Raw genomic sequence first — 15,397 nt, forward strand, 5'->3', positions numbered from 1 at the left:
CAGTGCGGCGTTTGATCCGACGGCGCGACGAAATTCAGCATCTTGGCGCAAAACAGCGTCTGTGTAGCGATGAGCACCGCCACCGCCGCCTTAGCGCCTCGATTCAGCCGATTCCAGCGCGGCCAGCAATGCCAGCTTGCTGGCGCTCCGATTTTTGCTGCTATTGCGCAAAACCGTGTCTGGCGTGAGCGCGACCTGTTGCCTGCGCTCGAACAGCATCTGCTGGAATGCTGGAAAATCGATGCGGCGTCCTGCCCATTCAGTCTTGTCTGAGGATATCGACACCAAATTCTCCTAGGGTTTCCTCACGGAGCTGGCGATCTAGATACTCCGGATCACAGCCGGAGTTAAGCCGATAAAGTTCCCGCGCTTGAGCAAGCGTGTCATCAGCGATGCAGCATATGTCGAAATCCATCGTCGAAATTGCGCTGCCAGTGTAAAATTCGGCCGCTGCTCCACCCACCAATATGGGGCGGGTGAAGCCCCTCATAGCCATCGCCTCGCTAATCTGCGCAAACATGCGCAGCGCGGCGATGAATTCCGGCCGATACCCCATCACCGTTTCAGAAGCGGCGCCAGATACTGGCCGGTATAGCTTCTTGCGACCTTCGCGACCTGCTCGGGCGTGCCTTCGGCCACCACTTCGCCACCCTTGACCCCACCTTCGGGGCCCATGTCGATGATCCAGTCGGCGGTCTTGATGACGTCGAGATTGTGCTCGATCACCACCACGCTGTTGCCCTGATCGACCAGCCGGTGCAGCACCTCGAGCAGCTTGCGGACATCCTCGAAATGCAGGCCGGTGGTGGGCTCGTCGAGAATGTACAGCGTCTGGCCGGTCGAACGGCGGGACAGTTCCTTGGCAAGCTTGACGCGCTGCGCCTCGCCGCCGGACAGGGTGGTTGCCTGCTGGCCGACCTTCACATAGCCGAGGCCCACTTCCCACAGCATCGCCATCTTGTCCCGGATCGGCGGGACCGCCTTGAAGAACTCGACCGCATCCTCGACCGTCATGTCGAGCACGTCGGCGATCGAATGCCCCTTGAACTTCACTTCCAAAGTCTCGCGATTATAGCGCTTTCCACCGCATTCCTCGCAAGTGACGTAAACATCGGGCAGGAAGTGCATCTCGATCTTGATGACGCCATCGCCCTGGCACTTCTCGCAGCGCCCGCCCTTGACGTTGAAGCTGAACCGCCCGGGCTTGTAGCCACGCGCCAGCGCTTCGGGCAGTCCGGCGAACCAGTCGCGGATATTGGTGAAAGCCCCGGTATAGGTCGCCGGGTTGGACCGCGGGGTGCGGCCGATCGGCGACTGATCGATATCGATCACCTTGTCGCAATGTTCGAGACCCGTGATCTTGTCATGCGGCCCGGCGATGATCCGCGCGCCATTGAGCGCGCGCGCCGCGCCGGCAAACAGCGTGTCGATGGTGAAGCTCGACTTGCCCGATCCCGAAACGCCGGTGATGCAGGTAAAGGTGCCGAGCGGGATCGAGGCCGTCACCCCGGTCAGGTTGTTGGCGCGCGCATTGTGGACGGTCAGCTTCTTGCCATTGCCCTTGCGGCGCTTCTTTGGCACCTCGATGCGGCGCTCGCCGGTCAGATATTGCGCGGTGAGCGAATCCTTCGCCTTCAGCAGTTCTTTCAGCGTGCCTTTCGCCACGACCTCTCCGCCGTGCACACCCGCGCCAGGGCCCAGATCGACGATATAATCCGCGGTGCGGATCGCATCCTCGTCATGCTCGACCACGATCACGGTATTGCCCAGATCGCGCAGCCGCTTGAGCGTCACCAGCAGCCGGTCATTGTCCTTCTGGTGCAGGCCGATGCTCGGTTCGTCGAGAACATAGAGCACGCCCGACAGCCCGCTGCCGATCTGGCTGGCGAGGCGGATGCGCTGCGATTCCCCGCCGGACAGCGTGCCGCTGGTCCGGTCGAGATTGAGATAATCGAGCCCGACATTGTTGAGGAAGCCCAGCCGCTCGATGATTTCCTTGAGGATCGCCTTGGCGATCTGCTGCTGCTGCGGACCCAGCTTGTCGTTGAGCGTCTCGAAGAACTGGAGCGCATCGGCCACCGACCGCCGGGTCGAGATCGAAATGTCTTCGCCTGCGACCTTGACGGACAGCGCCTCGGGCTTGAGGCGCGCGCCGTCGCACACTTCGCAGGGCTGCGCGGTCTGATATTTGCCCAGTTCCTCGCGCATCCACGCGCTGTCGGTCTGCAGCAGGCGGCGGTTGAGATTGCCGATCACGCCCTCGAACGGCTTCTTGACCTCATAGCTCTTGCGACCGTCCTGGAAGCGCAGCGTCACCGGCTTGCCGGCGGTGCCGTGCAGGATGATCAGCCGCACCTCGCCGGACAGCTGCTGCCACGGCGTTTCGAGCGAGAAGCCGAATTCGCGGCCCAGGCTGGCGAGCACCTGCATGTAATAAGGCGAGGGCGGGTTCGACTTGGCCCAGGGCACGATCGCACCCTTTTTGAGGCTCAGCTCTTCGTTGGGCACAACGAGCTGCGGATCGAAATACATCTTCTCCCCCAGACCGTCGCACGCCGGGCAGGCCCCCTGCGGCGCGTTGAACGAGAACAGCCGCGGCTCGATCGCCTCGATGGTAAAGCCGGAGACCGGGCAGGCAAAGCGTTCGGAAAAGATGATGCGGTTGTCGGGAATGCCGGCATTCTTCATGCCTTTCTGCGCCCTCTCCCCTTTAGGGGGGAGGGTTGGGAGGGGGGCAGTCGCATCGGATGCATTTTCCCCTCTCCCTCCGCCGCTGCGCGGCTCCTCCCTCTCCCCTGAAGGGGAGAGGGCACTTACCGTCCCGTCCGCCAGATCGACATAGGCCAAGCCGTCGGCAAGCTTCAGCGCGGTCTCGAAGCTGTCGGCGAGACGCGTCTCTATGCCCCCACTATCGTCTTTGGCGCGCACCGCCATGCGATCGACGACCACCTCGATGTCGTGCTTGTACTTCTTGTCGAGCGCAGGCGCGGCGTCGATCTCGTACATCTCGCCGTCGATCCGCACGCGGGTGAAGCCGGCCTTTTGCCATTCGGCCAGCTCCTTGCGATATTCGCCCTTGCGGCCGCGCACGACGGGCGCGAGCAGGTAGAAGCGCGTCCCTTCGGGCAGCGCCATCACCCGGTCGACCATCATGCTGACCGTCTGCGCGGTGATCGGAAGGCCTGTCGCGGGCGAATAGGGCACGCCGACCCGCGCCCATAGCAGGCGCATGTAATCGTAGATCTCGGTGACCGTGGCCACGGTCGAACGCGGGTTGCGGCTGGTGGTCTTCTGCTCGATGCTGATTGCGGGGCTGAGGCCGTCGATATGCTCGACATCGGGCTTCTGCATCATCTCCAGGAACTGGCGCGCATAGGCCGAGAGCGACTCGACATAGCGCCGCTGACCCTCGGCATAGATGGTGTCGAAGGCCAGGCTGGATTTGCCGCTGCCTGACAGCCCGGTAATCACGATCAGCTGATCGCGCGGCAGATCGATGTCCACGCCCTTGAGATTGTGTTCGCGCGCGCCGCGCACAGAGATGTGAGTGAGCATGGACGGCCTTATGTTCTATTGATGTTCCGCTGGCAAGCGGGAGAATGCGGCTCCGGAAGCCTTGGCCAGCCGGGAGCAGCGAACATGGTGCCGCACCGGGCAAGGCGCAAGGGCTGGACGGCGGCTGGAGGGAACGCCTTTGCGGGTGCGGCGTATGCATGTTAATCGAGATCAACTTTGGCTTGAGGGAAGCACAAACATGAAAATCCGTTCGTTCAGCACCGCGGCGCTGGCCATCTGCATGGCTGGAACTGCCTTCACCCTGCCGGCGATCGCCCAGCAGGCGAGCGCGCCCGCGTCCGAGGCACCCGATAGCGGATCGATGGAGCCGTCGCCGGTAACGCGCAATCCCAGCACCCCCGAAGAACAGGCGCAGCGCGAGGCGGCCAATGCGGCGCAGGTCCAGGCGTCGAACGCGCAGCTCGCTCAGAATGCGGCCAATCTCGCGAATTACGAGGCGCGCCGGTCGAGCTATGAAAACCAGATGAAGCTGTACGAGAACACGGTCGAATCGCGGGCTCGCGCCGAAGCCGAATATGCCGAGGTGAAGAAGCTGTACGATGCCATCCATGCGCAGTGGGAGGCCGATGTTGCCGCCTGCACCGCCGGCGACCGCAAACGGTGCGCGCAAGCTCCGGTGATGCCGCAATAATCCGACGCCGCGCCTGAACTGGCGCGATCATCCCGTTTTCGGAAGTACCAGTGTAAAGCGCGCCCCCTGACCGGGCGCGCTTTCGACCGTCAGGTCGCCGTCCATCGCCAGCGCCAGCCTGCGCGAGATGTACAGTCCCAGGCCGCTGCCGCCATCGCCGCTGCGGCCCAGCCGTTCCCATTTGTTGAACAGCCGCTGCTGCTCTTCATCGGTCATGCCCGGCCCCTGGTCGGCCACGGTGACGCTGGCCCAATCGGGGCCATCGTCGAGACGCAGCCAGATCATCGACCCGTCGGGTGCATAGTTGATGGCATTGCCGAGCAAGTTGAGCAGCACCTGCAGCACGCGGCGGAATTCGCCGATCGCGGGCAGGCTTTCATCCTCGGAGGGCTTGTCGATGCGGATCGAGCGGTCGGCGGCCTTGAGCGCAAGCAGCCCGGCTGCGCGGCGCGCCAGATCTGCCATATCCACGGGTTCGCGAGCGGCACTGAAGCCGCTCGCCTCGATCGCTTCAAGGTCGGCCAGGTCGTCGATCAGCGCCAGCAGATGCCGTCCTGCCGATGCGATATCGCCCGCATAGCTCGCGTAATCCGCGCGCAACGGGCCCTCTAGTCGGCCACCGATGGTCTCGGCATTGGCGATGATCCGGCCGATCGGCTGGCGCAAGGCCGGGCCGATCTGGCTGCCGAACATCCGCGCGAGTCGGTCGCCGTCGAACAGCGGCGGCAGCGGCGCGGCCTGCGCGGTCTCGGTGAGCGCCGGTGCTTCGGTCAGGATCAGGTGCCAGCCCGCTGCCTGATCGTCGCGCACCCGTTGCAGCGCCCATGCGCGGTCATCGCCGACGATGCGGACGCGCGCGCCGTTCTGGCAATCGGCGAGCACCAGCGGGCCGCCGTCTTCGTGCATCAGCAGCGAACCCACGGGCTTGAGCGTGCTCTTCTCGGGCTGCCATTCGGCAGAAAGGCCCATGGGCGTATCGACATGCAGAATACGGCCGAGCGGATCGACGCGGACCCGCAGCGCATCGGCCAAGGGTGGCAGGGGTCCTGCCAATGGTGCCGTCTCGCTCGCCGGTGCCAGCGCGCGCGCGCGCCACTGGGTGATGACCAGCGCCACACCTTCGGACTCCGGCGCGCATTCGCACCACATATCGATCAGTTCAGCCGGACCTGCCGCAGTGACAGGGCGCGACAGGTGCATGCCGAGCCGCATCGCGTGTCGCGCCAGATCGAGCAGGGCGGGTACGGCGAGCATTTCGCCCGGGGCACCGCCCAGGCTGGCATGCAGGTCCGCCAGTGCTCCGTCGGCGCGCAGCAGCCGACCGTCGCGGTCGACATGCGCTTTCAGCGACGCTGCGTGCGGCGTGTCTGCCAGCACGGAAGGATTGGGTTGCCGGGCGTTCACCAGCCGGACCCGTGCAAAAGATCGGGCGCAAGATTGCGCCATTGCGCCAGCAACCGCGTGGCATCCTCGGTCGTCAGCGCGCGCAGATCGGCAGATGTCGGCACGTCCTCGGGACGCAACGAGGCGAGCGTCGCCATCCCCTGCAAAAGGCGCGTGGCGATATCCGCATCCACCCCGCAGGCCCGCAGCACGACGGCGAGACGCGCCAGATCGGCATCGCGCAGCATGTCGAACAGCAGATCGGAGGGCAGGCCGCTCACCCGTTCCAGCATCGCCATCACCAGCGACGGTCCATTGTCCGCCAGCGCCCAATCGTCGCCGGCGCGCGGCAGCGTGAACAGGTGGCAGAAGCGCATCAGCCGGTGGGGGCGTCCGCGCCGCTCGTCAAAGCCCTGCAACAGCGCATTACCCGCCTGGCCAAGCGCGACCGGATCGGTGCCGGGCTGGTCCTGCAGCCAGGCCAGTGCGAGCCGGACGAGGCCGTGCAATATCTCGGGAGGCAGTTCATCCAGGTCGATGACAAAGGCCTGAGCACGGCTGAGGAAGCGGCTCTGGGCGATGATCAATGCCATCGCCGCTTCGGACAATTCGTCCTGCGCGTCGGCGATCTGGGTTTCGACCCGGGGCGGCAGTTCGGGAATGTTGAGGCCGACCAGACCGGTATGGCGGCACAGCCGCGCCTCGATCGCGCGCGCGTGCAGCAGCCGGATGGTCGGGCCGTGGCTGATCACGACATGCCGCGCCATTTCGCCAGTGCGCCCTGCATCATCGCGTCCGGCAAGGGCTTCGGCGAGGCGCGCAGCGATCGATTCGGCAAACCCGCCGGTCAGGCTCAGATCGTCCTCGCGCAGCGCCTGAGCGCTTTCGGGGAGCAGATGCTGGCGCACCAAAGCGGGAACCGCCATCGCCTGCCGGGCCTGCACTTCGGCCTGACGCAGCAGCGCGCCACCATCCCGTAGGGCCGGGCGTGCAGGGGCCATGTCGGTTTTCATCGCCTTGCCCTACCAATGGCTGGTTAAAATGCTGTTAGTTCAATGTCGCAGCGCACTGGCTCAGATATGGGGCGGGGCCTTGTCCGCCGCAAGCGCATCCGGGCGTGTCTGCCACAGCAAAAGCCCGGTGAGCGCCAGATTCCACAGCATCAGCATCGGCATCAGCCCGCCAAGTGGCAGGGCGATCAGGGCAGCCAGTGCAATCAGGCTGGGCGATCCGGCCAGCCGTCGCCACAGCCGGGGCAGGGGGCCAGGCGTCCGGCCCAACACCGTGGCCAGGCCGGGCAGCAGCAGCGCGGCAAACAGGCCCGACAGCCTGTCCGATGCCGCGACGCTGAGCACCGTCACCACGATGAAGGCGAGCGCAAAGGCAGCATTGCGTGCCGTCTGTTCCCAGCTGCCGGTGATCGTCGCTGCGAAGCGCCCGAACAGGCGATTGGCGGCATGGCCCCCGGCGCGCCCGAGGACCAGCAGGGGGAGCGCCGCGACGCTGAAGCCCGCAGCCGCCAGGCCGATGCCCATCACCGGCAGCGCGATTGCCGACAGGCGCAGCGCAGGTCGGCTCCAGCGCGCGGACCAGGCCTTGCGGGCCAGATTGCCGAACAGGCCGGTATGCACCAGCCGCCCGCCCAGCGGACCGGCCGATCCGGCCAGCTCTTCCAGCGCCAGTGTCTCGATTTCGGGGGCGTTGCGCACCATCGCGATCCGCCCGGCTTCGGCGAGCGAAAAGGGCAGGATTTCGCGTCGATAGCCTTTCTGCACCGCCAGCCGCAGCAGTGCCGACTGGATGCTCCAGTCTTCGGGCAGGTCGCGCGCCTCGACCAGATCGCGCGCGCGGACACAGGCCAGACCCGCCCAGACATGGTTGATATCGATCCGCTCGAACCGCTCGATCAGCACCCGTGCGCCTTCGCCGGGCGCGAAGCTGGCGACGAACGTGCCCGTCTCGCGCGCCAGCCGGTGCATGACGCCGGGCGCCACATACAGGCCATCGGCAATCACCAGCAGTTCGTCCTCGCTCGCCAGCCGCACGCTGATATCGGCGATCGAGCGGACGAGCTGGCAGGGAATGCCGCGCTGGGCTGCATAGGCCTCGATCTCTCGCGTGCGATCGTCGACCGCGCCGACCAGGCACAAAATCTCGCCCGCACCGGCATCTGCCGCCAGATCGACATGCAGCATCGCCAGCCGACCCTGCGCGAGCGGAAGCGATCCGCGCAGCGCAGTGCCGCCGGGAACAGTCTCGATCAGCGATATCAGCGCAGCGCGCACGTCGGGTTCCGGCTCCTAGGTTAGAGAAGCGGTCCTCTTATCGGCTGGCTGTAGGGATGCCAACCGGTGCTGGGCGATGCCGGCGCAATATGCGCGAGTTTACATGGAGTTGGGTGAGATTTCGCCGAAATCGCGCATCGCGGTGGCGAGGTCACGGAGCACCACCGGATCGCCGGGAGCACCCTCCAGCGCTTGATCGGCCAGATCGACAATGCCCTGCACGCCAAAGCTGGCTGCGAGGCTCTTCAGGCGAAGGGCGGCGAAATGCCAGTTGGCATCGCATCGCGCCCGGCCCAGCAGATCGATCTGCCGCGCCGCGCTTTCGATGAACGCGCCGCGCAGTTCTGCGAGAAGGTCGGGATCGCTGCCGACGGCTGCAGCCAAGGCCGCGTTCAAAGCTCCGGATTCATACGCCATGACATATCCGAATAGACCAACCGCCTTAACTTTCGGTTTCTGGCCGGGCAAAATCTGTTAAACATGTTCCATGGGCGAGGGGAAAAAGATCATAGACCTGCGGCATGGTCGCAGCGACGAAAATCCTGCGGCGCAGGAGCCGGTTCCGGACATGGCGGCACCGGTTCTGTCGGCGCGCGCGGCTTCCGGGGAGGAAGGCGATTCGCACGTTCCATGGGCCGATGAGGAGGACGCGCCGGTGATCGGGCGGTCCATCGGTCTATGGGGCTGGGTGGCGCTTGGCACTGGTATCGTCTGGACCGCGGCCTATGTCTGGGCGTCGCTGCCGATGTGGCAGGGCATGATGACCCCGGCGCTCGCCACCCAGGCGCTGGCGCAATGGGCGATGCCGATGGTGCTGATCGCGGTGCTGTACCTCGCCTTTCAGCGCAACAGCACCAGCGAGGCGCGACGCTTTGCCCAGGTGGCAGGATCGCTGCGCGCCGAGAGCGCGATGCTCGAATCGCGGCTGACGCATGTGAATGCGGAACTGTCGCTGGCGCGCGAGTTTCTCGCCAACCAGAGCCTTGAGCTGGAATCGCTCGGCCGGGTTTCGAGCGACCGGCTGCGCGGGTTCGCCGAGGAACTGCGCGCGACCATCGAGGCAAGCGATACCGGGATGCGCGCGATCGGCGAGGTCAGCGCGGCGGCATCGGGCAATATGGAAAAGCTGCGCAACCACCTGCCGGTAATCGCCAATTCCGCCAAGGACGTGACCAACCAGATCGGCAATGCCGGGCGCACCGCGCAGGGCCAGGTCGAAAGCATGATCAATGCGTTCCAGAAGCTGAACGCATTCGGCCAGGCGGCGAGCACGCAGATCGCCGCGCTGGTGCAGGAATCGGATGCCGCGACGCAGCGGCTCGCCCAGTCGGTGGATGCCAGCGGGACCGCGCTGACCCAGCAGGTGGCTGAAGCCAGCCAGCAGATGGACCAGGCGATCGAGACGGTCGCCAGCCGCCTCGCCAACACGCGCAGCAATCTGGACCAGACCACCGAGGCTCAAGCCGAGCAGCTCCGAACGCTGATCGGCGAGCTCGAACGTTCGTTGCTGAGCATGGCTGACGCGATGGGCCAGCGCGCGGCAGATAGCCGCCGCGAGTTGCGCGTTGCATCGGACGACATGGGCCTGACTCTGAACGCCCTGGCGACATCGACCGGCGAAAGCGAGGCGACGATCCGCCAGATCATCGGAGCGGCGGATGCCCAGATCGGCGAGGCTGAGCGGCGGCTTCAGGCGATGGAGAAACAGAGCGGCGAGGCGCTCGCGAGACTCGCGTTCGCGCTGTCCGCGCTCGACGGCAATGTCGCTGCACTGACCGAAAAGCTGGCAGCCGGCAGCGGCCATGCCGAGATATTCGATGCCAAGTCGCAACAGGTGCGCTCGGTGCTTGAAAGCATCCAGCGGCAGGTGGGCGAGGCGATCCCGCAGGCGCTGACCGTTCTTGATGATCGCGCGGGCTCCAGCCGCGAGGGCGTCGGCGCGCTGCGCGAAGGCGTCTCGCAGGTCGACGACGAGATGATCCGGCTGGGTTCGGTGCTCGGCAATTTCGAGCAGCGCATTGCCGAGCAATCGGCCGAGATTGCCCGGCTGGCGCAGAACAGCGAGAGCGGCTGGCGTGCGCGCGCGGACGAAATCGGCGCGCTGATTGCCGCGATGCGCTCGGCACGCGACGAGATCGACCAGATCAACGACCATAGCGCGATCAAGCTGGTCGAAACCATGCGCGATGTTCAGCGCGAGGCGCAGGCCGCCGGGGATGAAGCCCGCCGGGCGATGGATCATGCCATTGCCGGGGCCACCGAAAAGCTGGGCAAGGATAGCGGCGCGGCGTTGGAAAAGGTGCTGCGCGGCAAGGCCGAGGAACTGGTCGGCAAGCTCGAAAGCGCGATCAATCGCGCGGTCGGGGCCACCAGCGATGCCAGCCTGCACCTCAAGGACCAGCTGGCGCGGGTCGATGACTTGGCCACGCATCTGGAACGGCGGGTCGCCGATGCACGCGAGCTGGCCGAAGAGCGCACCGACAATGATTTCGCGCGGCGGCTCGCTTTGCTCACCGAATCGCTTAATTCGACCGCGATCGATGTCGACAAGATCCTGTCGACCGAGGTCAGCGACACCGCCTGGTCAGCCTATCTGCGCGGGGATCGCGGTGTATTCACCCGCCGCGCCGTCCGCTTGATAGACAATGGCGAGGCGAAGGACATCGCCGCAGCCTACGAGAATGACGCGGAATTCTTCGAGCTGGTGAACCGCTATATCCACGATTTCGAAAGCATGCTGCGCACCGTGCTGTCGACCCGCGACGGCGGCGTCATGGGTGTGACGCTGCTGTCGTCGGAAACCGGCAAGCTCTATGTCGCACTGGCTCAGGCAATCGAGCGTTTGCGCAACTGATTGCGTTGGTCAGTCGCGCCTGGTCGCGCTGACCTCCTGAACCGGCGGAGCATTCTCCCAGCCGCCGCCCAGCGCGCGGAACAGCGATACTTCCGCCTCTGCGCGCGAGGCTGCCGCCGATCCGCTGGCGGCGCGGGCGGTCAGCAGGTTGCGTTCGACCTCGAGCAGCTGCAGCGCATTGTCGCGACCGGCACGGAAGCGGATGCGGGTGATGCGGGCGACCTCTTCAGCCGCCTTGGCAGCGGCGCTCAGCGCCGCTTCCTGTTCGACAGCCGCCTTCAGACGGGCGAGCGCCTGTTCGGTTTCCTGCAGCGCGGTCAGCACGGCACCATCAAACGCCGCGAGCCGGGCATCGGCCTGGGCCGAAGCAGCATTGACCCGTGCCCGGGCCGCGCCATCGATCGGGATCGACCATGAGATGAGCGGGCCGAGCGAAAAGCCCAGATTGTTCGACTCGGTCAGCGCTCCGGGTGAGGTGCCGCCGATCGAGAGCGAGCCTGCCAGGCTTATCGATGGATAGAGCGCCGCCGTCGCAACGCCCACGCGTGCGGTATCGGCTGCCAGCCGGGCCTCGGCCGCGCGCACATCGGGACGGCGCGCCAGCAGCGCGGCGCCATCGCCCACCGGGATCGGGGTGCGGACCTTGGGCGGCGTGGTGCACGCGGCTGCGGCGGCATCGATGCTGCTGGGCGTGTCGCCGGTCAGCGTTGCGAGCGCATAAAGCGCCGCGCGCTGTTCGGCCTCGAACTGCGGCACCTGCGCCTGTGCCTGGGCGACCAGCAGCTCGGCATTGGCGACATCGCGCCGCTGGCCGCGGCCTGCCGTGAACAGCCGCTGGTTGAGGTCGAGCGTGCGCTGCTGGGTGGCCAGCGATTCGCGGGCGATATCGGCCTGCAGCCTGCTCGAACATGCGAGCGCATAAGTGCGCGCGACCTCTGCCGCCACGCTGACCCGGGCCGCGTCCAGATCTGCCTGCGCCGCCAGCGCATCGCCGCGCGTCGCCTCGACCGAGCGGCGAACGCCGCCGAAAAGGTCGATTTCATAGGAGGCATCGCTGGCAAGCTGATAGAAATCAAAGGTCAACGGTTCGGGCGGGGCAAAGCCGACGCCGGCATTGGCCCCGGTGCCGACTTGGTTGGTATTGGCCGATCCGCTGGCATTGACGCTGGGCAGCTGCCGCGCCCTGGCCTCGCGGATCAGCGCGCGCGCACGGCGCAGATTGGCGCTCGCCTCACGCACGCTGGTGTTGCGGGCCAGTGCTTTGGTGACCAGTGCGTCGAGCGCCGGATCTTCGAACAGACGCCACCAACCCTCGGGCAACGGGCTCTGGGCAAAGCGCGGATCGGCGCCTTCGGCAAAGCCCTGCGCCGCTGTGGAGGGCGTGGCGGGGCGCTCGAAATCCGGGCCGACGGTGCAGGCGGCCAGGCTTGCGCTCAACGCGGCGCAGGCGAGCAGGCGGGTTTTGAACATCATGGCTGGTGGCCCTCCAGTACGGGCATTGCAGGCGGGGGCGGATCGTCCTTGCGGCGGCCCATGCGCGCTTTGATCCGCTCCTCCAGCGTGCGCACCATCACGTAGAAGGCGGGTGTGAACAGCAGGCCGAAGATGGTGACCCCGATCATGCCGAAGAACACCGCGATGCCCAGCGCCTGACGCATTTCCGCGCCGGGACCGCTCGAGATCACCAGAGGCAGCACGCCCAGGATGAAGGCGAGCGAGGTCATCAGGATCGGGCGCAGGCGCTGGGCTGCGGCATGACGCGCCGCCTCCAGCACCGACTGGCCGTGGTCCTCGTTATGCTTGGCGAATTCGACGATCAGGATCGCATTCTTGGCGGCCAGACCGATCAGCACGACGAGGCCGATCTGAGTCAGGATGTTGTTGTCGCGCCCCATGGCATTGACCCCCAGGATCGCGGCAAGCAGGCACATTGGCACGATCAGGATCACCGCCAGCGGCAGCACCAGGCTTTCATACTGGGCGGCGAGCAGCAGGAAGACGAAGATCACGCCGAGCCCGAAGACGAGGATGCCGGTATTGCCCGCGGCGCGCTGCTGATAGGCGATCTCGGTCCATTCATAGTCGAAGCCCTGTGGCAGCACCTTGGCGGCGACCTGCTCCATCATGTCGAGCGACTGTCCGCTGGAATAGCCAGGAAGGGTATCGCCCTGCAGTTCGGCTGCGCGATAGAGGTTGTACCGCACCACGCGATAGGCCCCGGAATCGTTGCGCAGGCTCATCACCGCATCGAGCGGCACCATCTGCCCGGTGGACGAACGCGTGCGCAGCCGTCCGATATCGGAAACATCGTCGCGATAGGGGGCATCTGCCTGTGCGGTCACGCGGAAGGTGCGGCCCAGGAAGTTGAAGTCATTGATATAGCTGGAGCCGAGATAGGTGCCGAGCGTCGAGAAGATGTTCTCCACCGGCACGCCAAGCTGCTCCGCACGCGCGCGGTCGATATCGGCGAACAGCCGTGGGGTGCGCGTGTTGAAGGTGGTGAAGGCACCGGCGATGCCCTCGGTCTGGTTGGCCGCGCCCATCATCGCAAAGGCCGCGCCTTCCAGCGCCTGGAGCCCTGCATTTCCGCGATCCTCGATCACCATCTTGAAGCCGCCACCTGTGCCCAGGCCCGATACGGGCGGAGGGGCGATGACCAGGATGCTGCCCGCCGTGATCTGCGACATGGCACCGCGCAGCTGGTTGGCAACCTCGTCGGCGGTGATGCGGGTACCCGCGGGCTTGAGCGTGATGAAGATCGCCGCGGCATTGGGCGCGTTGGTAAAGGTTGCACCGTCAAATCCGGCAAACGCGATTGTGCTGACGACCGTGTCGTTCTTCAGCGCGATCGCCTGCGCTTCTTCCAGCGCGGCGGTGGTCCGCTGCAAGGAGGCGCCCGGCGGCATCTGCACGACGCCGATGAGATAGCCCTGATCCTGTGCCGGGATGAAGCCCGCAGGCGTCGCGGCAAAGCGCCATCCGGCCACCGCGATCAGCGCCAGATAAGCCAGCCCCATGAACATCAGGCTGCGCACGGTGCGCGCGGTGAGGCGGCCATAGCGTTCGGACAGATTGGCAAAGGCCCGGTTGAACCCGCGCGCAAAGCGCTGGCCCCAACCGCGCCAACCGGCGGGAATTGCGTCCTCGGAATGCGCGCGCGGCCGCAGCAGCAGCGCTGCAAGGGCGGGGGAGAGCGTCAGCGACACAAAGGCGGAAACCGCCGTCGCGCCAGCGATTGTCACGGCGAACTGCTGATAGAAGGCACCGGAGATGCCCGGGATGAAGGCGGTGGGAATGAACACGCCGCACAGCACCAGCGCGATCGCGATCAGCGCGCCTGACACTTCGTCCATCGTCTTGTGCGCGGCATCGAGCGGGCTCAGCCCCTCTTCCTCCATCAGGCGTTCGACATTTTCGACCACCACGATGGCATCGTCGACAACGATGCCGATGGCGAGCACCATGCCGAACAGCGACAGGCTGTTAAGCGAGAAACCGAGTGCTGCCAGCACCGCGATTGCGCCTGCCAGCGCAATCGGGATGGCGATGATCGGGATGATCGCCGCGCGCCAGCTCTGCAGGAACAGCAGCACCACGATCGCGACGAGGATGATCGCCTCGATCAGCGTGTCCTGCACCGCCTCAATCGAGGCTTCGACATAGCTGGTCGGGTTATAGGGGATGCTATAGGCCATGCCCGGCGGGAAATTCGTTTCCGCGCGCTTGAGCTCGTCCTCGACCGCCTTGGCGACGGTCAGCGCGTTCGAGCCGGGAAGCTGCGAGATGGCAAGCGCGACGGTCGGCTTGCCGCTGGCAAAGGCGTTGATGCTGTAATCCTGCGCGCCAAGCTCGATCCGCGCGACATCGGCCAGCCGGGTCAGCGCCAGGCCATCGCGCTTGATGACGATCTGGCCGAATTCCTCGGGCGTGCTCAGTCGTCCCTGAGTCTGGACGCCCAGCTGGAATGCTGTGCCGCCGGTGTTGAACGGCGGCTGGCCGATCGAGCCGGCAGAGACCTGCGCGTTCTGCGCGCGAATCTTGCCGACGATCTCGTCCACCGTCAGGTTGCGCGTCGCCGCCAGCTCGGGGTCGATCCAGACGCGCATGTTATAGTCGCGCCCGCCGAACAGCCGCGCCGAACCGATGCCGTCGATGCGCGAGATGCGATCGATGATCTGCAGCGTCGCATAGTTGCTGATATAGGGCTGGGTCAGCGAGCCATCAGGCGAGTAGAAGTTCGCCACCAGCAACAGGTCGGGCGAGTTCTTGCGCACGGTGACGCCGATCTGGCGGACTTCCTGCGGCAGGCGCGGCTCGGCGGTGCTGACGCGGTTCTGCACCAGAACCTGCGCCTGGTCGACATCGGTCCCCTGGGCGAAGGTGACGGTGATGGCGAGGTTGCCGTCGCCGGTCGACGATGACGACATGTAGAGCATGTCCTCGACGCCGTTGATCGATTCCTCCAGCGGCGCGGCCACCACATCGGCGATGGTCTCGGCGCTCGCACCCGGATAGCTGGCGCTCACCACCACGGTGGGCGGCGCGATTTCCGGATATTGCGACACCGGCAGCGTGGGATAAGCCACCACGCCGAAGATGACGATCAGGATCGAAAGGACCGCCGCGAAGATCGGGCGGTCGATGCAGAAATGGGCGATGCGCATGGGC

11 protein-coding genes are annotated in these 15,397 nt (G+C 65.8%); 3 read left to right on the forward strand and 8 right to left on the reverse strand.

What is annotated here, in order from left to right:
* Nucleotides 1–69: 69 nt before the first annotated feature.
* Nucleotides 70–273 carry a hypothetical protein gene (locus OU999_03175; protein WAC24212.1) on the forward strand — a complete coding sequence of 68 codons (204 nt, stop codon included), beginning with the start codon at nucleotides 70–72 and terminating at the stop codon, nucleotides 271–273.
* On the opposite strand, the gene OU999_03180 is transcribed toward OU999_03175, so the two are convergent.
* Together OU999_03180 and uvrA are read right to left on the reverse strand one after the other, a co-directional pair.
* Nucleotides 260–556, reverse strand: coding sequence for a hypothetical protein (locus OU999_03180; GenBank protein WAC24213.1), 297 nt, complete (start codon nucleotides 554–556; stop codon nucleotides 260–262). The genes OU999_03175 and OU999_03180 overlap by 14 nt on opposite strands.
* Nucleotides 556–3,555, reverse strand: a complete 3,000-nt coding sequence (gene uvrA, locus OU999_03185) for an excinuclease ABC subunit UvrA (GenBank protein ID WAC24214.1) — start codon at nucleotides 3,553–3,555, stop codon at nucleotides 556–558. The genes OU999_03180 and uvrA overlap by 1 nt, the downstream gene beginning before the upstream one ends.
* A gap of 199 nt (nucleotides 3,556–3,754) precedes the next feature.
* On the opposite strand from uvrA, the gene OU999_03190 reads away from it, so the two are divergent.
* On the forward strand, nucleotides 3,755–4,207 hold the full coding sequence (locus tag OU999_03190; protein WAC24215.1) for a hypothetical protein: 453 nt from the start codon (nucleotides 3,755–3,757) through the stop codon (nucleotides 4,205–4,207).
* 27 nt (nucleotides 4,208–4,234) lie between these two features.
* Here the strand turns inward: OU999_03190 and OU999_03195 are convergent, their stop codons facing one another.
* The 4 genes from OU999_03195 to OU999_03210 all read right to left on the reverse strand — a co-directional run bounded on the left by OU999_03195 (nucleotide 4,235) and on the right by OU999_03210 (nucleotide 8,292).
* Nucleotides 4,235–5,611, reverse strand: coding sequence for a HAMP domain-containing sensor histidine kinase (locus tag OU999_03195; protein WAC24216.1), 1,377 nt, complete (start codon nucleotides 5,609–5,611; stop codon nucleotides 4,235–4,237).
* Nucleotides 5,608–6,603 (reverse strand): hypothetical protein, encoded by a 996-nt coding sequence (locus OU999_03200; GenBank protein WAC24217.1) that lies wholly within the window; start codon nucleotides 6,601–6,603, stop codon nucleotides 5,608–5,610. Before OU999_03200 ends, OU999_03195 begins: the two co-directional genes overlap by 4 nt.
* A gap of 60 nt (nucleotides 6,604–6,663) precedes the next feature.
* Nucleotides 6,664–7,875 carry a hypothetical protein gene (locus tag OU999_03205; GenBank protein ID WAC24218.1) on the reverse strand — a complete coding sequence of 404 codons (1,212 nt, stop codon included), beginning with the start codon at nucleotides 7,873–7,875 and terminating at the stop codon, nucleotides 6,664–6,666.
* A 99-nt stretch (nucleotides 7,876–7,974) separates the two neighbouring features.
* Nucleotides 7,975–8,292 (reverse strand): Hpt domain-containing protein, encoded by a 318-nt coding sequence (locus tag OU999_03210; GenBank protein WAC24219.1) that lies wholly within the window; start codon nucleotides 8,290–8,292, stop codon nucleotides 7,975–7,977.
* A 70-nt stretch (nucleotides 8,293–8,362) separates the two neighbouring features.
* Between OU999_03210 and OU999_03215 the strand changes: the two genes are divergently transcribed.
* The gene (locus tag OU999_03215; GenBank protein ID WAC24220.1) at nucleotides 8,363–10,729 is read left to right on the forward strand and encodes a hypothetical protein; all 2,367 of its coding nucleotides are present in this window, start codon (nucleotides 8,363–8,365) and stop codon (nucleotides 10,727–10,729) included.
* A 9-nt stretch (nucleotides 10,730–10,738) separates the two neighbouring features.
* Here the strand turns inward: OU999_03215 and OU999_03220 are convergent, their stop codons facing one another.
* Nucleotides 10,739–12,202, reverse strand: coding sequence for an efflux transporter outer membrane subunit (locus OU999_03220; protein ID WAC24221.1), 1,464 nt, complete (start codon nucleotides 12,200–12,202; stop codon nucleotides 10,739–10,741).
* Complete coding sequence (locus OU999_03225) at nucleotides 12,199–15,393, reverse strand: multidrug efflux RND transporter permease subunit (GenBank protein ID WAC24222.1); 3,195 nt, start codon at nucleotides 15,391–15,393, stop codon at nucleotides 12,199–12,201. Before OU999_03225 ends, OU999_03220 begins: the two co-directional genes overlap by 4 nt.
* Nucleotides 15,394–15,397: the final 4 nt, after the last annotated feature.

The sequence above is a fragment of the Blastomonas sp. SL216 genome (assembly GCA_026625625.1).
GTDB lineage: Bacteria > Pseudomonadota > Alphaproteobacteria > Sphingomonadales > Sphingomonadaceae > Blastomonas.

Coding starts and splice junctions, on each gene's coding strand:
- OU999_03175 (WAC24212.1), top strand. CDS start 70: ATGAGCACCGCCACCGCCGCCTTAGCGCCTCGATTCAGCCGATTCCAG.
- OU999_03200 (WAC24217.1), bottom strand. CDS start 6,603: ATGAAAACCGACATGGCCCCTGCACGCCCGGCCCTACGGGATGGTGGC.
- OU999_03225 (WAC24222.1), bottom strand. CDS start 15,393: ATGCGCATCGCCCATTTCTGCATCGACCGCCCGATCTTCGCGGCGGTC.
- uvrA (WAC24214.1), bottom strand. CDS start 3,555: ATGCTCACTCACATCTCTGTGCGCGGCGCGCGCGAACACAATCTCAAG.
- OU999_03215 (WAC24220.1), top strand. CDS start 8,363: ATGGGCGAGGGGAAAAAGATCATAGACCTGCGGCATGGTCGCAGCGAC.
- OU999_03220 (WAC24221.1), bottom strand. CDS start 12,202: ATGATGTTCAAAACCCGCCTGCTCGCCTGCGCCGCGTTGAGCGCAAGC.
- OU999_03210 (WAC24219.1), bottom strand. CDS start 8,292: ATGGCGTATGAATCCGGAGCTTTGAACGCGGCCTTGGCTGCAGCCGTC.
- OU999_03190 (WAC24215.1), top strand. CDS start 3,755: ATGAAAATCCGTTCGTTCAGCACCGCGGCGCTGGCCATCTGCATGGCT.
- OU999_03180 (WAC24213.1), bottom strand. CDS start 556: ATGGGGTATCGGCCGGAATTCATCGCCGCGCTGCGCATGTTTGCGCAG.